The sequence below is a fragment of the Aeromonas sp. FDAARGOS 1414 genome, assembly GCF_019047065.1.
GTDB lineage: Bacteria > Pseudomonadota > Gammaproteobacteria > Enterobacterales > Aeromonadaceae > Aeromonas > Aeromonas veronii_A.
Map to the genome: position 1 here is coordinate 1,720,871 of NZ_CP077210.1, position 22,923 is coordinate 1,743,793.

The 22,923-nt window shown below is 61.0% G+C and carries 18 protein-coding genes; 11 read left to right on the forward strand and 7 right to left on the reverse strand.

Translation table 11 applies throughout. The annotated features are described in order from the left end of the window. Positions 1–38: 38 nt before the first annotated feature. The 5 genes from aroG to I6L44_RS07650 form a co-directional block, all read right to left on the reverse strand. Positions 39–1,094, reverse strand: coding sequence for a 3-deoxy-7-phosphoheptulonate synthase AroG (aroG, locus tag I6L44_RS07630; protein ID WP_216953812.1), 1,056 nt, complete (start codon positions 1,092–1,094; stop codon positions 39–41). A 220-nt stretch (positions 1,095–1,314) separates the two neighbouring features. Further along, a complete protein-coding gene (gene aroA, locus I6L44_RS07635; RefSeq protein ID WP_005351267.1) occupies positions 1,315–2,598 on the reverse strand; it encodes a 3-phosphoshikimate 1-carboxyvinyltransferase in 1,284 nt (427 codons plus the stop codon). A 226-nt stretch (positions 2,599–2,824) separates the two neighbouring features. Further along, positions 2,825–3,913 carry a 3-phosphoserine/phosphohydroxythreonine transaminase gene (serC, locus tag I6L44_RS07640; protein ID WP_216953813.1) on the reverse strand — a complete coding sequence of 363 codons (1,089 nt, stop codon included), beginning with the start codon at positions 3,911–3,913 and terminating at the stop codon, positions 2,825–2,827. Between the two features lie 225 nt (positions 3,914–4,138). Next, positions 4,139–5,065, reverse strand: a complete 927-nt coding sequence (locus tag I6L44_RS07645) for an electron transfer flavoprotein subunit alpha/FixB family protein (RefSeq protein ID WP_216953814.1) — start codon at positions 5,063–5,065, stop codon at positions 4,139–4,141. Continuing rightward, entirely contained in the window at positions 5,062–5,814 is a 753-nt protein-coding gene (locus I6L44_RS07650; RefSeq protein WP_201950651.1) for an electron transfer flavoprotein subunit beta/FixA family protein, read from the reverse strand. The genes I6L44_RS07645 and I6L44_RS07650 overlap by 4 nt, the downstream gene beginning before the upstream one ends. A 169-nt stretch (positions 5,815–5,983) precedes the next feature. On the opposite strand from I6L44_RS07650, the gene I6L44_RS07655 reads away from it, so the two are divergent. The 11 genes from I6L44_RS07655 to I6L44_RS07705 all read left to right on the forward strand — a co-directional run bounded on the left by I6L44_RS07655 (position 5,984) and on the right by I6L44_RS07705 (position 20,816). Beyond that, on the forward strand, positions 5,984–7,627 hold the full coding sequence (locus I6L44_RS07655; RefSeq protein WP_216953816.1) for an electron transfer flavoprotein-ubiquinone oxidoreductase: 1,644 nt from the start codon (positions 5,984–5,986) through the stop codon (positions 7,625–7,627). Between the two features lie 293 nt (positions 7,628–7,920). Further along, entirely contained in the window at positions 7,921–8,868 is a 948-nt protein-coding gene (gene corA / locus I6L44_RS07660) for a magnesium/cobalt transporter CorA (RefSeq protein WP_005337059.1), read from the forward strand. A 148-nt stretch (positions 8,869–9,016) separates the two neighbouring features. Then, complete coding sequence (locus tag I6L44_RS07665) at positions 9,017–9,493, forward strand: DUF2919 domain-containing protein (RefSeq protein ID WP_216953818.1); 477 nt, start codon at positions 9,017–9,019, stop codon at positions 9,491–9,493. Between the two features lie 310 nt (positions 9,494–9,803). Further along, the gene (locus tag I6L44_RS07670) at positions 9,804–10,253 is read left to right on the forward strand and encodes a hypothetical protein (protein ID WP_058056695.1); all 450 of its coding nucleotides are present in this window, start codon (positions 9,804–9,806) and stop codon (positions 10,251–10,253) included. A 4-nt stretch (positions 10,254–10,257) separates the two neighbouring features. Beyond that, positions 10,258–13,248 carry a hypothetical protein gene (locus I6L44_RS07675; protein WP_216953820.1) on the forward strand — a complete coding sequence of 997 codons (2,991 nt, stop codon included), beginning with the start codon at positions 10,258–10,260 and terminating at the stop codon, positions 13,246–13,248. Continuing rightward, positions 13,248–14,087 carry an FTR1 family protein gene (locus I6L44_RS07680; RefSeq protein ID WP_201967649.1) on the forward strand — a complete coding sequence of 280 codons (840 nt, stop codon included), beginning with the start codon at positions 13,248–13,250 and terminating at the stop codon, positions 14,085–14,087. Before I6L44_RS07675 ends, I6L44_RS07680 begins: the two co-directional genes overlap by 1 nt. 102 nt (positions 14,088–14,189) lie before the next feature. After that, positions 14,190–15,614 (forward strand): NAD(P)/FAD-dependent oxidoreductase, encoded by a 1,425-nt coding sequence (locus I6L44_RS07685; RefSeq protein ID WP_216953823.1) that lies wholly within the window; start codon positions 14,190–14,192, stop codon positions 15,612–15,614. Positions 15,615–15,648: 34 nt separating this feature from the next. Beyond that, positions 15,649–16,209, forward strand: coding sequence for a hypothetical protein (locus I6L44_RS07690; RefSeq protein ID WP_216953826.1), 561 nt, complete (start codon positions 15,649–15,651; stop codon positions 16,207–16,209). A 158-nt stretch (positions 16,210–16,367) separates the two neighbouring features. Further along, positions 16,368–17,738: a hypothetical protein gene (locus I6L44_RS07695; protein WP_216953828.1), complete on the forward strand. Its 1,371-nt coding sequence runs from the start codon at positions 16,368–16,370 to the stop codon at positions 17,736–17,738. Between the two features lie 58 nt (positions 17,739–17,796). Next, complete coding sequence (locus tag I6L44_RS07700) at positions 17,797–19,491, forward strand: hypothetical protein (RefSeq protein WP_216953830.1); 1,695 nt, start codon at positions 17,797–17,799, stop codon at positions 19,489–19,491. Between the two features lie 113 nt (positions 19,492–19,604). After that, positions 19,605–20,816 carry a Bcr/CflA family multidrug efflux MFS transporter gene (locus I6L44_RS07705; protein WP_216953832.1) on the forward strand — a complete coding sequence of 404 codons (1,212 nt, stop codon included), beginning with the start codon at positions 19,605–19,607 and terminating at the stop codon, positions 20,814–20,816. Positions 20,817–20,896: 80 nt separating this feature from the next. On the opposite strand, the gene nhaD is transcribed toward I6L44_RS07705, so the two are convergent. Then, a complete protein-coding gene (gene nhaD, locus I6L44_RS07710; RefSeq protein WP_216953834.1) occupies positions 20,897–22,321 on the reverse strand; it encodes a sodium:proton antiporter NhaD in 1,425 nt (474 codons plus the stop codon). Between the two features lie 107 nt (positions 22,322–22,428). Then, on the reverse strand, positions 22,429–22,896 hold the full coding sequence (locus tag I6L44_RS07715) for a DUF4357 domain-containing protein (RefSeq protein WP_005333716.1): 468 nt from the start codon (positions 22,894–22,896) through the stop codon (positions 22,429–22,431). Positions 22,897–22,923: the final 27 nt, after the last annotated feature.

Sequence of the window (22,923 nt, forward strand, 5' to 3'; positions counted from 1 at the left end):
TACTTTCTCTTTGTCACTGCGACTGCAAAATCCCGTCTTTAGCGGGCGTTGCGGGTTGCAACGGCATCCGCCAGATTGCGCAGCAGCACTTCGGTATCGGCCCAACCGATGCAGGCATCTGTGATGCTCTGGCCGACGGTGAGTTCACACCCTTCCACCAGATCCTGACGGCCTTCCACCAGATGGCTCTCCACCATCACACCAAACACCGCCTTGCTGCCGGCACGCAGCTGACCGGCTACATCTTCGGCCACCAGCATCTGGTTCTTGAACTGTTTGCTGCTGTTGGCGTGACTAAAGTCGATCATCACCTTCTGCGGCAAACCGGCCTTCTCCAGCCCCTTCACAACTTCGCTGACATGGGCGGCGCTGTAGTTCGGCTCACGACCACCACGCAGAATGATGTGACAGTCCGGGTTGCCGCGGGTCGCCACGATGGCGGAGTGACCATACTTGGTGACCGACAGGAAGTGGTGCGGCGCACTGGCAGCGCCAATGGCATCGATGGCCACCTTGATGGTGCCATCAGTGCCGTTCTTGAAGCCCACCGGGCAGGAGAGACCGGAGGCCAGCTCGCGGTGTACCTGGGATTCGGTAGTACGGGCACCGATCGCGCCCCAGCTCATCAGATCCGCCACATATTGCGGGGTGATCATGTCGAGGAACTCGGAGGCAGTTGGCAGCCCCATGTCGTTGAGATCCAGCAACAGCTTGCGACCAATGCGCAGACCGTCGTTGATCTTGCAGCTATTGTCGAGGTACGGATCGTTGATCAGCCCCTTCCAGCCCACTGTGGTGCGCGGTTTTTCGAAGTAGACCCGCATCACGATCTCCAGCTGACCTTTCAGCTCGTCGCGCAGCGCCTTGAGGCGCTTGCCATACTCCAGCGCGGCAACCGGATCATGGATGGAGCAAGGACCAATCACCACCAGCAGACGATCATCTTCGCCGGCCAGGATATTGTGAATGGCCTGACGGGATTCAAAAACGGTGGACGAGGCCACCTCGGTAGCCGGAAACTTCTCAAGCACCGCAACCGGGGGTAATAACTCTTTGATTTCACTGATACGAACGTCGTCGGTTTGATGCTGCATGACAAGGCTTCCTGCTAGATGACTGCGATTAGGAAATCTCAACATAGCCCGTGACATCGCATGTGTAAATAGGAAATTACAGCAATAACAAAACTATTTTATATATCAATCTTGCAAGTTATTGAAATGATGCTAGGCGAAATTGAGGTGCGGATGAGGAAGGCAAAAAGGCCCGCTCAGCGCGGGCCCGAAGCGTCGGTGATGACGGGTTTGTCAGTGATCAGCCACGCTGGCTGATACTGGCCAGCTTGTCGAAGTAATCCGGGAAGGTCTTCGAGGTGCACTTGGGATCATTGATGGTGACCGGGGTATCCGACAGCGCCACCAGCGAGAAGCACATGGCGATACGGTGATCGTTGTAGGTATCGATCTCGGCATGCTTGAGCTGGGTCGGCGGGGTCACGGTGATAAAGTCATGCCCCTCCTCCACTTCGACGCCCAGCTTGCGCAGCTCGGTCGCCATGGCGTGCAGACGATCGGTCTCCTTCACCCGCCAGTTGTAGATATTGCGAATGGAGGTCGGCCCCTCGGCAAACAGCGCGGCAACCGCGATGGTCATGGCCGCATCGGGAATATGGTTCATATCCATATCCACTCCGTGCAGCGGCGCCTGCTCCGCCTCGATGAAATCATCACCCCAGGTGATGCGCGCGCCCATCTTCTCCAGCACATCGGCAAAGTGAATATCACCCTGAATGCTGTGCTTGCCGATACCGGTGACCCGTACCTTGCCCTTGATGGCACCCGCCGCGAGGAAGTAGGAGGCGCTGGAGGCATCTCCTTCCACCAGAAAGTCACCCGGGCTGATGTAGGTCTGGTTGCCCTTGATGTAGAACAGCTTGTAGTTGTCGTGCTCGATGACCACCCCGAACTGCTTCATGATGTGCAGAGTGATGTCGATGTAAGGCTTGGAGACCAGCTCCCCCTTGATGTGGATCCGGGTATCACCGGCCGCCATCGGCGCCGCCATCAAAAACGCGGTCAGGAACTGGCTGGAGACGGAGCCATCGACGTGCACATCGCCGCCCCACAGCCCCTTGGCATCCACCACCAGCGGCGGATAACCATCGTGTTTCAGGTACTGGATATGGGCACCCGCTTCACGCAGGGCATCCACCAGATGGCCGATGGGACGCTCTTCCATGCGCGGCTCGCCGCCCAGAGTATATTCACCGGAGCCCAAGCACAGCGCGGCGCAGAGCGGTCGCATGGCAGTACCGGCGTTGCCGAGGAACAGATTGACCGGCTCTTTCACCGCAAAGCTGCGACCCAGACCCTGCACTGTACACTCGGTCTTGTCGGCGGAGAGCTTGTACTTGACCCCGAGCTGGGTCAGCGCAGCCAGCATATGACGAATGTCATCGCTGTCGAGCAGGTTGGTCAAACGGGTGGTGCCACGAGCCAGCGCCGCCAGCAGCAGCGCACGGTTAGAGACACTCTTGGAGCCGGGCAGATTGACCTCACCGGCCACACGAGAAATGGGTTCCAAACGCAACGAATTCATAGACTTCCTGTGCTATCTCAAAAAAAACGCCTGTCCGGACGTTAACAGCCTGCGTCCCGCTCGGCAAGGGCACTTTCAGGGGAAATCGCACGGTAAACGCCAGCGCGCTGGTTCTGTTGAAAAAAAGACGCCGGGGTATCCCCGGCGTCTTGAATCACTGCAATAGCTGGAAGCGGCTCAAGGGTTGTCACGAGAGGCCACCAGCAAACACATAGGGGCTCTGTTCTCAGCCGTTGCGCTTGGCAAAGCCATCCATAAAGCTCACCAGGGCCTTCACTCCCTCCAGCGGCATGGCGTTGTAGATGCTGGCGCGCATGCCACCGACGATGCGGTGCCCTTTGAGGGCCAGCAGGCCGGCCGCTTCCGATTCGGCCAGGAACTGCTTGTCCAGCTCGGCATTTTTCAGCTGGAACGGGATGTTCATCCGCGAACGGCAGCTGACATCCACCTGATTGCCGTAGAAGCTCGACTGATCGAGATAGTCATAGAGGAAGTCGGCCTTCTCCTTGTTGCGCGCTTCCATCGCCTCGAGGCCACCCTGTTCTTTCAGCCACTCGAACACCAGGCCAGCCAGATACCAGGCGTAGGTGGGCGGGGTGTTGAACATGGAGTCGTTCTTGGCAGTGAGCTTGTAGTCGAAAATCGAGGGGACATCGGCTCTCGCCTGCTCCAGCAGATCATCGCGCACGATGGCAATGGCAAGCCCGGACGGCCCGATATTTTTCTGGGCACCGGCATAGATGATGCCAAAGCGGCTCACCTCGAGAGGACGGGAGAGAATGGTGGAGGAGAGATCCGCCACCAGCGGCACCTCGCCGGTAGCCGGGATGTCGAACATCTCGATGCCGTCGATGGTTTCGTTCGGGCAGTAGTGAACATAGGCCGCATCGGCGCGAAACGCCGGGGTCGGCAGCAGGTGAGAGATCCCCTGCTCGTTCTTGGCAACCCCCTGGAAGGTCTGGATATCGCCATACTTTTTGGCTTCATCCACAGCGCTCTGGGACCAGACGCCAGTCAGCAGGAAGTCCGCTTTCTTGTTGGCCCCGCCCAGCAGGTTCATGGGTACGGCGGAGAACTGACCGCGGCCGCCACCGTGCATGAAGAGCACCTTGTAGTTGTCCGGCACCGCCAGCAGCTCGCGCAGATCCGCTTCGGCCTTCTCGGCAACCGCCATGTAGGGCTTGCCGCGATGGGAAAGCTCCATGACCGAGGCTCCCAGCCCCTGAAAATTACAAAATTCGCGCTGGGCGCGCTCCATGACTTCAACCGGCAGCATGGCGGGGCCGGCGCAGAAGTTGTAAATCTGTTTGCTCATGACGCTTTCCGTGAGTGGATGAGAATAATCGATGACTTGTCAGGTTTTACACAAGAGCAGCCAGCGGATCAAAGGCTTTTTGGGAGCTGGCTCAACCTTTTACCGTCAATCTGCATCCCCCTTGCAGTAGAAAAAGCCCTGAACGGGTCAGGGCTTGCAGGGAACATGCACAGAAATGGCGGGCAGAGCGCATAAACGACCACAGCCCAGCCATTTCTGACAAATTTACAGTTTGGCGGTGAGCTCCGGCAGCAGAGTGAAAAGATCCCCCACCAGCCCGTAGTCCGCCACCTGAAAGATGGGGGCGTCGCTGTCCTTGTTGATGGCCACGATCACCTTCGACTCCTTCATCCCCGCCAGATGCTGGATGGCGCCCGAAATGCCGACCGCGATGTAGAGCTCGGGCGCCACCACCTTGCCGGTCTGCCCCACCTGCAGATCGTTGGCGACATATCCCGCATCAACAGCGGCTCGCGATGCCCCCACGGCGGCGCCCAGCTTGTCGGCCAGCGCTTCTATCAAAGCAAACTGCGTCTTGGAGCCCAGTGCCCGGCCACCGGAGACCACCACCCGGGCGGCGGTCAGTTCGGGCCTGCTGGAGCGCACCGCGCGGCGCTCGACCAGCCGGGTACGACCAGCGAATTCGGGCACGGCCAAGCGTTCGATGGGAGACTGCCCGCCCGTCGCCGCCTTGGCAAAGGCTGTGGCCCGCACCGTCATCACTTTGACGGGCGCCGAGCTTGCCACTCTGGCAATGGCATTGCCCGCATAGATGGGGCGCAGGAAGATGTCGCTGCTCTCGATAGCCGTCACCTCGGAGAGCATCTCCACCCCGAGGCGAGCCGCCACCTGTGGCAGCAGCGCCTTGCCCATGGCACTCGCCGCCATCAGGCAGTGGCTGTAACCCTGACACCAGCTGGCCAGCAGCTTGTCCACCCCATCCAGCAGCCCGTCGGCCAGCAGGGGATGCTCGGCAAGCAGAACCTTGTCGACACCGCTGAGGGCTGCCGCCTGTTCACCCGCCTCGGTCAGCCCCTGACCCAGCAACAGCAGGTCAACTTGACCGCCGATGGATCCGGCGGCGGTGACCAGTTGTGCCACGTTGTCGGCCAGATGGCTCTGATGATGTTCGGCAATGATCAGCACGCTCATGGCAGCACCTTCGCTTCGTGTTTGAGTTTGTCCACCAGCTCGTCCACCGAGCCCACCTTGATCCCGGCGCTGCGGGCTGGCGGCGCCATCACCCCGAGCAAACGGGTCTGGTTGGCCACCTCAACGGCGAGTGTCGAGAACGGAGCGCTATCAAGCGGCTTGCGCTTGGCCTTCATGATGTTCGGCAGCGAGGCAAAACGCGGTTCATTCAAACGCAGATCGGCGCTTACCACCGCAGGCAACGGCATGCCGAGGGTCTCGAGGCCACCGTCGATTTCGCGGGTCACCAGCAGTTCTCCCGCTTCCACCTTGAGGGCTGACGCGCAGGTCGCCAGCGGCCACTCATTGAGGGCAGCCAGCATCTGAGCCACCTGATTGTTGTCAGAATCGATGGACTGCTTGCCGAGCAGCACCAGATCCGGCTGCTCCTGCTCACACACCTTGTGCAAGGCGCGGGCAACAGTCAGCGGGGCGAGCGTCTCATCGGTGACATAATGCAGCGCCCGATCCGCCCCCAGCGCCAGCCCATGGCGCAGTTGCTCGGCGGCAGCGTCAGGGCCAAAGGTCACCACCACCAGCTCGCTGGCAACCCCGGCTTCCCGCAGCCTGACCCCCTCCTCCACCGCAATTTCACAAAAGGGGTTGATCCCCATCTTCACATTGGCGAGCTCCACGTCGGAGCCGTCTCCCTTCACCCGGATCTTGACGTTGTAGTCGACTACCCGTTTGATCGCGACCAGCAGCTTCATGGGGTCATGCCTCGTCTCTTTGGATTGAATTCATTAGTGTGCCTCTGCGTTTGTTGCAGTACGCTCTTCCCTGATTTTTTGCTTTTTCTTGCTCAGTTTTGCTTACAACAGCTTTACGTTTACGTAAACTACCAGCATTACCCTAGGCCAACCAGAGCGCAGAGGCAAGATGGAACGGGAAGCAATGGAATTTGATGTCGTCATCGTCGGCGGCGGTCCGGCGGGGCTCACTGCAGCCATCGCCCTGAAACAGCAGGATGCCACTCTCTCTGTCTGTCTGCTGGAGAAGGGAGCGGAAATTGGCGCCCATCTGCTCTCCGGCGCCCTGTTTGACCCCGTTGCCTTGCAAGAGCTGCTGCCGGATTGCTGGCAGCAAGCGCCGCTCGGCGTGCCGGTCAGCGACGATCAGGTTCATCTGCTGCAAAGCGAGCAACACTCTCTGCAACTCCCCGCCTGGGCGGTGCCGCCCCGAATGCACAATGAGGGCTGTCACATCGTCAGCCTAGGCAATCTCTGCCGCTGGCTCGGCCTGCAGGCGGAAAAACTGGGAGTCGAAATATACCCGGGATTTACCGCCAGCGAACTTATCATGGAAGCGGGCCGGGTCAAGGGTGTCATCACCGGCGATCTGGGGCTAGATCGCGCGGGCAATCCAAAAGCTGATCATGTGCCCGGCATGGCGCTTCTCGGCCGCTACACCCTCTTTGCCGAGGGGGCCCGCGGTCATCTCGGCAAGCAGCTGATCGCCACATTCAATCTGGCAAGCCCTGCCCAGCCCCAGCACTATGCCATCGGCTTCAAGGAGCTATGGCAGCTTCCCGCTGGCCAAGGCAAAGCAGGACAGGTGCTGCACGGCAGTGGCTGGCCCCTCGGCAAGCAGGGTGGCGGCAATAGTCACGGCGGTTTCTACCTCTATCACATGAAGGAGGATCAGGTCGCGGTCGGGCTGATTGTCGATCTCAACTACCAGAATCCCTGGCTCAGCCCGTTCGACGAATTCCAGCGCCTCAAGCATCACCCGCTTATCGCCGGCGTGTTGCAAGATGGGGAGCGCATCAGCTATGGCGCCCGCGCCATCACCAAGGGGGGCTGGCACGCCCTGCCCCGCATGCACTTCCCGGGCGGCCTGCTGATCGGTTGTGATGCGGGCACTCTCGACTTTTCCCGCATCAAGGGGATCCACACCGCCATGAAATCGGGGATGCTGGCGGCAAAAACCGTCGCGATGGCGCTGCGGGGGGGCGATGAGGGAGGCCGGGATCTGGCCCAGTATGGTGACGAGCTGCACCAGAGCTGGCTGGCCCGCGAACTCAAGGCGGCGCGCAACTTCGGCGCGGCTCTTCATCGCTATGGTCCCTGGTTGGGCGGTGCCTTCAACTGGCTGGAGCAACGGCTGTTTGGCGCAAACTCGCCCTTCAAACTGCTCGATAAGGCGCACGACTACCGTCAGCTGCGCGTGGCCAGCCGCTGCGAGCCCATCCATTACCCCAAACCCGATGGCAGACTGAGCTTTGACAAGCTCTCGTCTGTGTATCTGGCCAACACCAGTCACGACGAGGATCAGCCTTGCCACCTCAAGCTGCAGGACGAGCGCATTCCGGTCGAGGTCAATCTGCCCACCTGGGCCGAACCCGCCCAACGCTACTGCCCGGCAGGGGTGTTTGAAGTGCTTGAAATGGAAGGTGCGGCCAAACTGCAGATCAACGCCGCCAACTGCATCCACTGCAAAACCTGCGATATCAAGGACCCCAGTCAAAACATTATCTGGACGCCGCCACAGGGGGGCTCCGGGCCCAATTATCCGAATATGTGATGAAGCGGGGCAGCGGCAACAAGCAGCCCCAGCTAGCCCTCCCCCAGCCAAAGGCTGGGTTCTACCCCGCATAGCCGCTCAGGTGATCCGACCTCGCTGTTTTTTTGAACAAACAAGCTGAATCCCTGATGAATAGCCCCTGACAAGCGCGGCCCGCCCCTGTATAGTTCGCCGCATTCAGGTTTTCCATCGGCCCGATCTGCTTATCCACGGGATCGCCTTCTGCAGCGATCTAAGGCCGCATGACCTGTGCAACCATCCCTGATTACCCATGACTTTTTAAGGGGGGACAGATGATCACCGCCTACATTCTCAACAACAAGGTGCTGGACATAGTCACGCTCGGGCCTGACGACATAGTACCTGACAACACGGTCTGGCTGGATGCCTACAAGCCGGACACGGCAGAGCGAGAATGGTTGACGGGCCTGTTCCTGGAAGAGGTCCCCGACAAGGAAGAGCTCGACGACATCGAAGCATCCGCCCGTTTTTACTGGGATACCGATGGTCTGCACATTCACTCCCTGTTTCCCCAGCGGATCGGTCGTGACACCAAGGGTGTCCACGTCTCCTTTACCCTGCGCAACAACCTGCTGATCAGCATTCGCGAAGATGACATCGGGCTGGTGCGCCTGCTACGTCACTATATGCGCCAGGATCGGCTGGAGGTGGAGGATGCCCTCGACATCCTGCTGGAGGTGCAAAACCTCAAGGTGGAGTACCTCTCCGACCTTATCGAAGATGGTTACAAGACCTTGGAAAACACCGCCGATCAGATCTTCGAGCCGGATCAGATCAACCCCATGCTGAAAGAGTTGATGGCACAGGAAGAGGCCAACGGCCAGATCCGTCTCTCTCTGCACGATACCCGCCGCGCCCTGCGTTTCCTCAAACGCAGCCTGCGCCAGCGCATGAGCCTTGAGCAGAACAAGTGGATCGACGAGATGCTGCACGACGTGGAATCCCTGTTGCCCCACACCCAGTTCCTGTTCGACAAGATCAACTTCCAGCTGGAGGCCTCCATGGGGGTGACCAATCTGGAGCAGAACAAGGTGATCAAGATCTTCTCGGTAGCCGCCGTGATCTTCCTGCCGCCGACCCTGATCGCCAGTATCTACGGCATGAACTTTGGCCGCATGCCGGAGCTCGCCTGGGAGTATGGTTATCCCATGTCACTGGTGCTGATGGTGATGTCATCGCTCGGCACCGGCCTCTTCTTCAAGCGCAAAGGCTGGCTGTAACGCCGCCGACGCGCGCTGCGATATCTGAAGAAACGGATTGGGGGGCATGGCCCCCCGATTAATTTGCGCCACACCCAACGCCTTGCAAAGGGCACTTCGTCGCCCCATATCCCCTTCATCACTCAATTCAAGTGGATAACGGGCAACCATGACCCTCTACCCCGAACACCGATATGACGATCACGGCCAGTTGCGCCCGCCCCTCTGGTTCTGGCCCATCGCCCTGTTGCTGACCCGCTCGGTCTGGCTCTTTCTGATGGCAGGGGTCACCCGCGAGAGCGGCAGCGAGATCCTGACCCTCTTCTATCCGGACAAGATCACCCTCTACATCAGCCTGCTGACCGACGTACCCGCCATGCTGGCGTTGCTCGCCTGCGGGGGCACCTATCAGCAGACCCAGAGCATTCGCGCCAGACTCCGTCGCCACAGCCCGCTACTGCTACTCTGCTCTGCCGTCAGCGGCCTGCTGATGCAATTGCACAGCCTCAATCTGCAAAAGTGGTCGTTCAGCTGGCCCACCGCACTAGTGCTGGTCGCCAGCCTCTGGTCACTCTGGTATCTGCTGCGCAGTCGCCAGCTACGGGAATATGCTGCTGATGATCCTCATCAGGAGTCGAACATCTAGCCAAGCTTTAGCTGCAATCAATTGAAATAAATATAAAAAGCCTCTTGGTGAGCTGAACACCCACAACAAGCCAGACGCGCGATCATAACCCCGAGCCGCAAGCGGCCCCGTTGTCGAGGAGCGGCTGCGCCCGCACTCTCGCCCCATAGGTGGCGGCCAAGCGGATAAGGGATTATCAATAGCCGTGTTAGGTCACCCCGTTCATTCAGGCTTGATTCATTATCAATGGAATTGATAACACTTTTCATTACTCTTACTGCGTTATAAACTTGCTCCCCCCGGGCTGCCCCGCCCGGGTGCTGGAGCCTTTATGACAAGCCTTTCTCTCTCACCCCGACAATTCTGGCAGTGGCTGGCCTACCACCATCAGGCCGCCGAGGGTACCCTCTATCTGATGTTCTTCTCCGGCCTACTGTTGTGGGAGCCGCTGACCCCGCTCTGGTCGCTGGCGCGCTGGAATCTGTTCTTGCATGTGATGCTCTCGCTCACCCTGTTCCCGCTGCTGTTTGGCGCCTTCTGGCTCTCCCATCGCAGCTTGTTGAACCGCAGCAACAAACCCTTTTTGCGCACCACGGGGCGGATTATTGAAGCCCTGCTGCTGATCTGTCTGGCCAGCGGCCTGCTGCTGGTGCTGCACGGCACTCCGGGCGATGCCATGGGCAACCTCGCCAGCTGGGCCCACTGGCTGAGCGCGTTGGCGTTAACTCCTCTGGTGCTGCGCCACGCCTGGCGCTGGACCATCTTGAAATGGCGCTCCTGATCCCATGTTGAAGTCATCGTTTTCTGCATATTTGTCACCCCTGCTGGCCCTCCTCCTGCTGCTGGCCAGCCCCTTTGCGTTGGCCCAGCAGATGAGTTCAGGGCTGCTCGCCTATGAGGAGGGAAGCGCCCCGCGCCTCGTCACCGCCAACCTGAGCGCAGGTTCCGTCACCCTGCTGGAGCGCGATAGCGGAAAGCGCCTCAAAGAGGTGCCGCTGGGGGGCGATCTGCGCCAGCTGGCCCGCGCCGATGACGGCACCCTGCTGGTCACCGACTACAGCGGCGATCGCCTGCTGCTGCTGGATGATGATCTCGATCTGGAAAAGGCGATCCCCACCGGCCATAGACCCTACGGGGTCATCTTCGATGCCAAACGGCAGTGGTTCTGGGTGACGCTGTTCGAATCCGCTCGCCTGCAGGCCTACGACACCGCGGGCAACCTCCAGCTGGATGCAGAAACCGCCGAGACTCCCCGTGGACTAGCCCTGACCGACGACGATCGCCTGCTGCTCACCCACGCCATGACAGGCCAGCTCGCCATCTATGATCTCGCCAAGCTTGAGAAGAACGCTAAGGGGGCTACCCTGCCCAAGCCCAAACTCATCACCCTGGCCGAGACCCACAGCGACACGCCGAGCGACTCCCAGGGCTTGCCGCGCCTGCTCGATGGCATCGCCCTCTCCCCCGATGGCAGCGAGGCCTGGCTGCCCCATGTACTGTGGAGCTTCAGCCACCCCTTCCAGTTCCAAAGCACCGTCTTTCCGGCCGTCTCCATCATCGATCTCGATGAGGAGAAAGAGCGGGTCGATGAAAGAAAACAGCTCTTTTTGCAGATCAACCTGCCAAGCGTCGGCAACCGCAGCCAGATCGTCTCTAACCCGTTTGCTGCACGCTTTGCCGCCGACGGCAAGCGGGTCTATCTGACCCTTGCGGGCTCGGAAGATCTGCTGGTGTTCGATCTCTCCCGCAGCGGCAAATCCAACAACAACCGCCACCGCCGCAAGAAGTTTCAGGGGGGCGCCAAGGCGACCCAGCTCTTGCGCCACCTGCCGGGCCAGAATCCGCGGGACTTGCTGATCGACGGTGACCATATTCTGGTGCACAACGCCATGGGGCAGGATCTTACCCGCCTCAATAGTGGCGGCAGCGGCCCGTTTGCCCGAGTCACGGTCGATGTGCCCCACTTCGCCAAGCTGGTAGAGACGGATCCGCGCCCCGCGCCGCTTCAGCGTGGCGAGCGGCTATTCAACCTTGGTAACACAGCGTCCAACTCACGCTTCCCCATGGCGGGAGACAACTGGATGAGCTGCAACTCCTGCCATCTGGACGGGTTCAATTTCACCAACCGCTATCTGATGGCGGCCCATCGCCAGAAGAGCGGCGACAACGCCATCAACGGCCACGCCAACCTCACCAACATGGTGGCGGGGGATTTTGTCGGCGAATACCTGCGCATGACCCAGCAGACCCAGGGCGGCATGGGCCATGACACCCGCGATGGGGCCGAGGCAGTTGACCCCGCGAAGCCCCAGCCGGAAGTGAAAGCGATGATGGAGGACTTACACGCCTTCGTCACCGCCGATGGCAACCTCCCCTATCTCGCCAACTGGCTGCGACTCGATGCCCCGCGCACGGATCCCGCCAAGGCGCCGACCACTCACCCGAAAGAGTGGCTCAACTCCGCCTCCTGCCAGAACTGCCACCAACAGGCCTTCAAAGATTGGAGCGAGAGCAACCACCGGCTGATGGGCAACTCCCACCCCTACTACAAGGTGGTACAGGCGCTGGCCCGCGAAACCGAGGGCGAAGCGTTCGGTCAGTGGTGTCAGGGCTGCCACATGCCCCAGCAGGTGATGACAGGCCAGCTGGATCTGCCCAAGGGCTCCCACATGTTCGAGCAGGGTGGCGCCTCGCTGATTGCCGCCCACAAGGCGGGCGAACCTGTGGTGGAGGAAGGGACCGGCTGCGTGCTCTGCCATCGCATCACCAAGGTAGAAGATGCGGGCGGCAACAGCGCCTTTACCGTGAATTTGAAAGACCGCGAGAGCTATGTGTTCGAGGATGCCCCGGGCGGCAGCCTCCAGCACTGGCTGGCCGAGCGGCAGATCAACGCCCGTCCGGCAGCCCATAAAGCCTCCTATCAGAAGGATTTCTACCGCGATGCGGCCCTGTGCAAGTCGTGCCACAACGAGTTTGCTCCGGGCACTGGTGCCAACATCGTCAACACCTGGGACGAGTGGGAAAAGTCCAGCTTCGCCAAGGCCGAGGATCCCGCCAAGCGGCGCACCTGTATCGACTGCCATATGAACCCGGAGCCGGGCAATGGCGGTGCGCCGGTGGCGGGCCAGTCCACCGAAAACGGCACCATGAAGGCGCGGCTCTATCGCCACAACTTTACCGGCGCCCAGCACCAGCTGGTGGGGCTGCGCAATCCCGACCTTGAACAGGAGAGTCTGGCCCTGCTGCGCTCCAGCGCGACACTCTCCGCCCGTATCGAACCGACGGCCGATTGTCAGCAGCTGGTGGTGCGGGTCGCCAATACCGGCGCGGGCCATGCCCTGCCCACCGGAGTGGCCGATTTTCGTGAACTCTGGCTGGAGCTGACCGTCACCGACGCCACCGGCAAGGTGGTGCTTGCCAGCGGCCAGCCGGTGGATGGTGCAGTCCCTGAGGATGCGCGACTGTTCAGAAAAGTGTTCGGTGATGCCGAGGGCAAGCCGGTGGGGCTCAAGTTCTGGCGCTACGCCAAACTGCTGGAAGATACCCGCATTCCGGCCGATGGCTGGCGCGATGAAGTCTGGTCGCTGCCCGCAGAAGCCCAAGGGCCCTTCAAGGCCGATATCAAACTCAATTTCCGCACCTACCCCAAGTGGGTCAATGATGCGGTGCGCGCCGCCGAGCCGAGCTTGCCGGAGCCACCCATAGTGCAGCTAAATCGGTTGCAACTTACCTTGCAGCCTCTCCCCGTCACGCCCGCTACGGAGCCTCAATCCTGATGTTTGCAAGCTTTCTCATTACTCTGCGCGAGGGGCTGGAAGCCTTCCTGCTGGTCGGCATCTGCCTCTCCTACCTCGCCAAGCTGGGGGCGAGCCGCTACAACAAATTCATCTATCTGGGGGTGGGGCTCGGCCTTATCGCCTCCCTGATCGTCGCCTTCCTGTTCCAGGTCGTGGTGAGCCAGTTCGAGAGCGAGCGCTACAACCACCTCTTGATGGCGGGGATCCTCATCTTCGCCACCTTGGTGCTCACATATATGGCGATCTGGATGCAAAAACAGGCCAAATCCCAGGTGGGGGCCATGACGGCGCGCATCGATGCAGCCATCGATGGCGGCAACCTGTTTGGTCTGGTGCTGCTCGCCTTCCTAGCGGTGATGCGCGAAGGGTTTGAAACCGTGCTCTTCTTCTCCGCTCTGCTCTACTCGGGCCAAGGGGTGGATCTGCAATCAGGCCTGATGGGCGCGCTGGCGGGGCTGCTGGTCTCCATCGCGCTGGTGTGGGGGCTGCTGCGCTCCACCCGCAAGGTGGCGCTGGCCCCCTTCTTCCGCTGGACCGGCCTGCTTATCATCATCATCGCCGCAGGTCTGCTGTCGTCCGCCGTCAACATGTTGCAGGCGGCAGAGATCATCACCTTCTGGACCACGCCGGTGTTCGACATCAGCCACATTCTCGATGATCAGGGGGTATTTGGTACCTTCCTGCGCGCCCTGTTTGGCTACAATGCCTCACCCGCTGGCTTGCAGCTGCTGACCTGGGCCCTCTATCTGGCGATCTTCGTTACCCTCTGGCAACGCAGCTACCGCCCGCAGGTAAGCGCCGCGACTGGCAAAGGCTGAGCCAACTCACCATGTGGCAACAAGGCCACGGGTTAATAACACCATTCGGGAGCCGCGCCTTGGCGCGGTTCCCTTATCTATCAAGCAGTTTCGGAATAGGTCATGAGCGATAACAACAAGAAAAGCATTGCAGTGCTGGGTGCCGGCCCCGCCGGTTTGATGGCGGCCTGGCGCCTGCGCCGCGCCGGTTTTGCCGTCACCCTGTTCGAGCAGGAGCCGGTGGTCGGCGGCATGTGCGCCACCCAGACCTTCAAGGGGCGCGATGGGGAATATCGCTTCGACTACGGCGGCCACCGCTTTATCACCAAGAACCCCGAGCTGCTCGCCTTTATCGACGAGCTGATGGGGGACGACCTGCTCCACGCCGAGCGCAAGAGCGTCATCCGCTTTGGCGGGCGCACCTATGACTACCCCCTGAACCTGCCCAACCTGCTCAAGACGGCGCCGCTCGCCCTGATGGCCGGGGCGGTGAAAGACTTACTGCTGTTGCCATTTAGCAAGAAGCCGGACGATTTTGCCAAGGCAAGCTTTGCCGAGTGGATCCAGAGCCACTTTGGTCGCACCCTCTATCGCCAATTCTTCGAGGGTTACACAGGCAAGCTGTGGGGCATCAATCCGGACAAGCTCTCCGCTGACTGGGCCGGTCAGCGCATCAGCCTCATCGATTTGAAAGACGTGGCCCGCCGCATGCTGCCAAGACGCAACGGCAGTATCTCGGTGCGCACCTATGCCCGCAAATACCGCTACCCCAAATATGGCTTCGGCCAGATCTTCACTACTCTGGGGGAGCGACTGGTGGCAGAGGGCGTTGAGCTCAAAACTGGCGCTACCATCACCCGCCTTGAGCAGGTTGATGGCCGCATCGAACGGGTGTATTGGAAACAAGATGACGTTGAACAGAGCGAACGCTTTGATCAGGTGATCTCCACCCTGCCGCTGCCGCTCACCTGCCAGCATCTGGGCTTGCCGTGCGATCTCCAATACCGGTCGCTTCGCTTCGTCAATATGCCGCTTAAAACAGAGAACCTGTCGGACAACACCTGGCAGTACCTCTCCGATCCCCATATTCTGGCCACTCGTTTGCAGGAGCCGCGCCGCCGCAGCCCCTTTATGGCGCCCCAGGGCCAGACCTCGGTGATGCTGGAGATCCCCTGCAATCCGGGGGATACCACCTGGCAGGCGCCGCTCTCTGATCTGCGCGGTCGGGTTACCACTGATCTCGCGAGTCTCGGTGTCGATACCGCCAAGCTTGGCGATGAAACTTTTGAAGCGCGCAGCGAATACGCCTATCCGCTGATGGATTTGGGCTATCAGGCCCGTCGAAACGAAGCGATCAAGGCGCTGATGCCCATCACCAACCTCATCATGACCGGCCGTCAGGGGACATTCCGCTACATCTTCACCGACACCGCCATGGAGATGGGTATGATGGCCGCCGACATGGTGCTCGACGGGGTGGACAGACGTCATGCCATCTTTAACCATCGCAACGAAAATACCGTGATCGAAACCCAGAGCGTGGCCTGAGTGCCGCGCCATTGGCATAAGTAAGGAGAACAGGATGACCATCCGCCCGGGTTTACTCGCCCTCACCCTGCTGCTGGCCCTGAGCGGGCAGGCGCAGGCTTACTCCTACGCCGCCGCCGGCAAGGAGCCACTGATCGACGCCCGCGAAGCGCTGCTGGGCGCCGCCACTGACGGCAAGGATGCCAGCACCACCTTGAGCGAGATTGCCGACGAGCTGACCTATCTGGAACAGCACCACAAGGTGGAACTGCAAGGGCCGCTGGCCGCCGCCATCAAGGCCAAAGACGCTGCCACCACCGCCGCCCTGCTCAACCGCGCCTACAAGGCGGAGATCGAGCGCCGCCTCGAAGGGGCCAGCCAGAATCTTGGCGACTACCAGACCGCCAAGGTGCTGGTGGTCAAGAGCAAGCGCTTCCTCGACTTGATCCTCCCATCACTCAATGAAGGAGATCGCAAGGCGGCCGAACAGGCGCTGGCCAGGGTGCTCGATGCCATCGGTAACCCGGGGGTATTCGGGGTGGGCGCCAAGCCCGCCGACGCCGCCGCCTTTAGCGATGCAGAAAAAGCGCTGATGGCCGTGCTGGCGCCGCTTTGATGGCAACCTGCCAATCATTGCGCCACCTCGCTCTGACAAACGGTGGGTTTCGCTGCGCTCTACCCACCCTACGCACGGCCTGCCGATAAATGCACCCGGACGCTGGTTTGCCCCCTTCTCCCCTTGCGGGAGAAGGGCTGGGGATGAGGGGTAAGGTAATGGCTCGGCGTTGGTCTTCCCCCTGCTCCACCACCATTTGGCTGCTCATTCTGCTGCAACTGGCCTGGCTTTGCTGGCTGCTGGCCTTTCCGGTAGCCCTCGATTCCGACGATGCCCTCAATTTCGCCCACGGGGTGACGCACTTTAGCGTGCTGGAGTTCTCCCCCCACTTTCCGGGCTACCCCGCCTTTATCTGGCTGGCGCGGCTGATCAATCTGCTGGTAGACGATCCGGCACGTGCGGTGCAGTGGGCAAGCCTGCTCGGGAGCAGTTTGCTGGCACCGCTCGCCGCCTTGCTGGCGGTCAGGCTGTGGCAACGGCCAAACCTTTTGGCACCCGTCTGGCTACTGGTGCTGGCACTGCCGCTCACCCCGACGCTGGCGCTCTCCGGCCTTTCGGACGGGCCAGCGCTCGCCGCCTGGCTCGGGTCGCTGCTGGCCTTGCAACAGCGCAGAATTGCGCTGGCGGGTCTGTTACTGGGACTTATGCTGGCACTGCGCCCCTCCTATTTTGTGCTGGCGCTGCTGCCCCTGTGGCTCGGGCTGGCGCAGCAGGGCACGCGCGTCAGGTTTGTTCTCCCCATCGTGCTGGTGGGGCTTATCAGCCTGCTCTTTGTCTGGCAGGCCGATGGCTGGGCCTACTTCAGCGAGGGGCGGCGCTTTACCGATGGCCACTTTACCCTGTGGGGCAACACGGCAGCGGCCCACGGCGATCGGCTGCTCAGCTGGGCGCGCACCTTCAACGATCAGCTCACCCCGCTTTGGCCCTTGGCTGTTGGGGCGCTGCTGGTACTGCCGCTTTGGCAAAGATCAAAAAACCACCCTGCCGCCCTCCCCCCGCTCTGGACACTCTACTGGCTCGCCCTGCTGCTCTGGACCCTGTTTGGCCAGAATCCCGACAATCCCCGCCATCTGGCGCCCATTACACTGCTTGGCATAGTTCTGCTGGCAGGCTGGCTGCCACGTCGTGGCGAGTGGGTGGTCGCGGTCGCCGGATTGCTGCTGCTCGGCGCGACCTGCACCCTGCCCCATCCGCCCGCCATGGTGCAGGCGGCAAGGCTCGCAGAGAAAAGCTGCCCAGCGCTGGTGACCCAGTGGGGCGTGCGGCTGCTGCGGGAGACCACAGCCTTGGCCGTCACCGATGGCTGGTACAAGGGGGATGCGGCGCTGGCGCTCTCTCGGGGAGCCTGCCGCCTCAGTCGCCGCCCCATCGACGCGAACGAAATGCCCACTGCGGTGCGCCAGCACTGGTTTGCCCCGCGCTTTGCCGCCGAGCCCGGCCTCTGGCTCGCCATTCCCTCGCGGCAGACAACCCATGGCAAAAGTGACAAGAAACACAGAAAGAGCGCAAAAATCCGCCAAGGCAACTAAAAAAGAGGGGAACAACTCGGGTACACTCACTGCGCATCCATAACAGACGAGTCTCCTTATGCGTGTAACCAGAGAGTGGCTGTGGGTTTTGTCGGTGCTGACCGGGGCCTGTGCCCTCCTGTTGCTGCCATTCTGGCTGCGTGGCGGCAGTCAGGGCCATGATCTGTTTCACCACCTGCTCTCCGGTCACTTCTTTGCCGTGCAACTGTGGCAAGGTGAGCTCTATCCGCGCTGGTTGATGGAGATGAACGGCGCCTTCGGCAGCCCGGTCTTTTTCTTCTATCCCTCCTTGCCCTACTATGTGAGCGCCCTGTTCGCCGGCCCCACCCCACTGGCCCACGAGGCGATGACGCCGCTGCTCTGGAGCAGCAGCGTGGCACTCTGGCTCTCCGGCCTGTTTGCCTATCTCTGGTTGCGCCCCTTTGCCGGCCACGGACGGGCGCTGGCGGCCAGTTTGCTCTATATGGCGCTGCCCTATCATCTGGCCATCGATATCTACGCCCGCTTTGCCCTGGCGGAGAGCTGGGCCTTCGTCTGGGCACCGCTGGCACTGCTGGCGCAGGATCGCCTCTGCCGCGGCGCCCCCTTTGCGCTACTGCTGCTCGCACTGGCCGTCTCCATGCTGACGCTTTCCCATCTACCAAGCACCCTGCTCATTCTGGGCTTGCTCACCCTGCGCAGCCTGCTGCTGGTCTGGCGCTACAAGGGGAGCACAGCGCTTGTCAGTGTCCCTGTCACCGCCTCCCCGCTTATCGGCACCCTGCTGGGCCAGCTCTGGGGGTTGGCGATGGCCAGCCTGTTGCTGCTGCCCGCTCTGCTGGATCAGGGGGGGATCTCCATGGAGCAGATGCGCACCGGCATGTTCGAGTTTCAGCGCAACTTTCTCGATCGTTTGCCCCAAAGCCGTGATGACTGGCGCTTTCGCGGCCATCTCGCCTGGCTGACGCTGCTCACCCTGGCTCTGCTGCTGGTAGCTTGGGCGGCCGCCCGCGAGCCGCGCCATCCCGAGTTGCTGCTCTGGGGGGTCATTGGCACCCTGAGCTTTCTGATGATGCTGCCACCAAGCGAGCCCCTGTGGCGCCTGCTCACTCCGTTGCAACTGGTGCAATTTCCCTGGCGCCTCAATCTGCTGCTGGTCATCGCTACCGTCGCCGTAGTGGCGCTGGGTACCCCCACCTATCGCCCGTGGCAGTGGGTCTGGTGGCTACTACTTGCCCTCACCCTGCTCTCGCAGGGACTCTATGTACGCGAGGCGCCGCTCACCCAGGCTCCCGTAAAGAGTCAGCTCGACGGGGAGTTCGACAGCAAGCGCAGCGCCCGCGAATACCGTCCAAAGCAGGTGCCACGCGGCATGTTTGCCCCCACCCTGCTGGCCTGGAAAGAGGAATTCCAGCCCGCCATCACCAGCGACCATCAGGGGGTGAACTGGCAGATCCAGCGCTGGCAGCCTCGTCATATCGAATTGACGGTGGATGCCCCAGCGCCCGCCAAACTGATCCTGCACCAGTTTGATTACCCGGGCTGGCAGGCAAGGCTCGACCAGCGCCTGCCGCTGAGCGTCAGCAGCACCCGCAACGGGCTGGTGCAGGTCTGGGTGCCTGCCGGACAACACAGCCTCACCTTTACCCTCACCGCCCGCTGGCCGGAGCGGCTCGGTTACGCCATCTCGTTGCTGGCCTGGCTGCTCTGGCTGGGGGGAGTGATCCGCGCAGCGCGCCGACATGACCGAAAGCTTGATCCCCAAGGTGGCTGAGCCGCCGGGCACCTCCCCCTTTTGAGGGGGTAGGAACGTCATGCCGAGCGGGGGCAAACCTGATAGACTCGCCCTTCTCCCTTTTTCAACCAAGGTTCACCAGCGGATACCCTATGCCCCACGCACAGTCCCCCCAGGCCACCATGCTCTCTCCCCGTTTCCTGTTTATCCTGCTCGGCGCTCTGGCGGGTCTGACCCCGCTGGCGGTGGATATGTATCTGCCCGCCATTCCGGCCATCGCTCGGGATCTAGCCACCAGCATCGACGGTGCCCAGCTCACCATCAGCGCCTTTCTGGGCGGTTTTGCCATCGGCCAACTCTTCTACGGCCCGCTGGCCGACAGCTATGGCCGCAAGCCGGTGATCTTGGCGGGGCTGGTGATGTTTGCCATCGCCTCGGTGGGCTGCGCCATGGCGGACTCCCTGCCCGAATTGCTGGCCTATCGGATGTTGCAGGCAGCGGGCGGTGCGGCGGGCTCTGTGGTGGTCAATGCCCTGCTGCGCGATCTGTTCGAGAAGGATGCGTTTTCTCGCGCCATGTCGTTCGTCATTCTGGTGATGACCTTGGCGCCGCTGGTAGCCCCTGTGGTGGGCGGCTATATCAGCGCCCACGCCGATTGGCGGGTGATCTTCTGGCTGCTGGTGGGGATCAGCCTGCTGATCTGTCTGGTGATGCAGTGGAAAATTCAGGAGACCCTGAAACCTGAGCACCGCCAACCCCTTAATCTGGGCCAGATCCTCAAAAACTACTGGGGGGTACTCTCCCATCGCGGCGCCATGGGCTACGTGCTGTGCGGCTCCCTCTCCAGCTCCGGCATGTTCGCCTTCCTGAGTGGCTCCCCTTATGTCTATATCGAGTATTTCAAGGTGCCGACCGAGCACTACGGCTGGCTGTTTGGTCTCAATATTTTGCTGATGATGGTGGTCACTTTCGTCAATAGCCGACTGGTAAAAGGGGTGGGTGCCGAGCGGATGCTGCAATACGGCCTGCTGGTGCTGCCCTGCGCTGGCGCCCTGCTGATCTACAACGCCTGGAGCCAGACCGGCGGTCTGTGGGGCATCGTCATTCCGGTGGTACTCTTTATCGGCCATATCAGTCTGGTGGGGGCCAACGCCATGACCGGTCTGATGGGCCACTTCCCGCAATCTGCGGGTACCGCCTCGGCACTGGCGGGTACCCTGCGCTTTGGCATCGGCGCCCTGGTCGGGATTCTGGTCAACCTCAATCCGCCCCAATCGCCGCTGCCCATGGCCATCGCCATCGCCTGCTGTGGCGTGGGTTCCACCCTGAGTTACTGGCTGCTGGCGGGCAAGCGGGGCGATTGACCCCCCCTATCCCCCTCGGCCAGGAAAACGAAAGAGGCTTCCATCAACGGAAGCCTCTTTTCGTACTGGCGGGCAGACGTTCAGAACTGGGCACTGTTGAGCCAGAGGTGCGCCCCTATGCTCACCAGATAGCCGAGCAAGATAGCCGGCGACCATTTCAGGTGGCCAAAGAAGGTATACATGCCATGGGCCTGCCCCATCAGGGCAACACCGGCGGCAGAGCCGATGGAGAGCAGGCTGCCGCCCACCCCGGCGGTCAGGGTCACCAGCAGCCACTGCCCCAGCGCCATGTCTGGGCTCATCGAGATCACGGCAAACATCACGGGAATGTTGTCGATGACGGAGGACAAGACCCCGATGAAGATGTTGGCCATGGTGGGATCCCCAGCGTCATACAACCAGTGTGATACCAGCTCCAGATACCCCATAAAGCCCAGCCCACCGACACACATCACCACCCCGTAGAAGAACAGCAGGGTATCCCACTCCGCCTTGGCCACCTTGTTGAACACGTCAAATGGCACCACAGAACCCAGACTGCGCAACCGCACCTCATCACCATTGCGTTCATAGAGCGCCCGTTTGCGTGCCAGCGAGCGCGGTAACGACTTGCGCAGATAAAACCCGAAAAACTGCAGATAACCGAGCCCCAGCATCATGCCTAGCACGGGTGGCAGATGGAGGAAACTGTGGCATAGCACCGCCGTGATGATGGTCAGCAAGAACAGCGCGACGATGCGACGGGCACCCCGCTTGAGATCGACCACCTCGTTATCAGCCTCCGGCACATGACGCGGCACCATCAGGCTCATCAGGATGGCCGGGACCAGAAAATTGAGCAGAGAGGGAATAAGCAGGGTGAAGAACTGGCCAAATTGCACCTTGCCCGCCTGCCACACCATCAGGGTGGTGATATCGCCAAAGGGACTGAACGCCCCTCCGGCGTTGGCGGCGATCACTATGTTGATGCAGGCAAGATTGACAAAACGCCGATCACCGTTGGCCACCTTCAACACCACGGCGCACATCAAGAGCGCAGTGGTCAGGTTGTCTGCCACCGGCGAAATACAAAAAGCAAGCCCGCCGGTCAACCAGAACAGGGTGCGCAAGTGAAAGCCGGATCGCACCAGCCAGGCGCGCAGGGCATCGAACAGCCGCCGATCCTCCATGGCGTTGATATAGGTCATCGCCACCAGCAGGAACAGCATCAACTCGGCATATTCCAGCAAGGTATGGCGGAAGGCCTGCTCGGCGACAGGGCTCATCCCTTGCTGTGCATAGGCGATACCAATCAGGATCCAGATCACCCCGGCGGCCACCAGCACGGGTTTGGACTTGCGCAGTTGCAGATACTCTTCAGCCATCACCAGGGCGTAGGCCAACACAAACAATCCGACACAAAAAAGACCGATTGAGGAGGATGTCAACAGAACAGGGCCACTACTGGCATGGGCGGGAAGGATAAACAGGGACAGCAGCAAAATAACTGGGGTAAGCGCAGACATGGTCTCTTCCTTTTAGAACCATCTGGCAATGATGCTAACACCTGGATGAAAAGAAAAATTCATCCAGGTCAATTAACGCTTAATTGGTTTGCTGTCGAAACGCGGGATTATTTCTTGCCGAAACCCGACTGCTTGAGGGTATAGCCTGCGCTGTTCTGCCAGGCATCCAGACCGCTGCGGTTATTGCCCGCCACCAGACTGGCGGCCAGACTCGGGCTGTTGAACAGCTGATCGGCGGTAAAGACAAAGCCGCCCTGACTGCGGGGCACTATGACCCCCTTTTCCAGCAGCTCGTGACGCAGCTCGATCACCGCTTCACGCAAAGAGGCGGCATCCTCGCCATTGGCGGTGGAACCGGCCAGCACCATAAAGCCCGGATTTTGCCGCTTGCCCACCGGATAACCGTGGGCCTCGGCCCCCTTGCCGTTGAAGTGGTAGAGCTCGCGCTCCCCCGGCCGGTTGTCGGAGAGTGCCTTTTGCAGGGTCATCAGCTCGTTGTAGATCTCGATGGGGACGACGGCAGCCTGCTTGTTGCCCTTGCTATCGATGATAAAACTGACTTGCTTGTGTAACATCCTTGCTCATCCTGTGACCCATGGAAG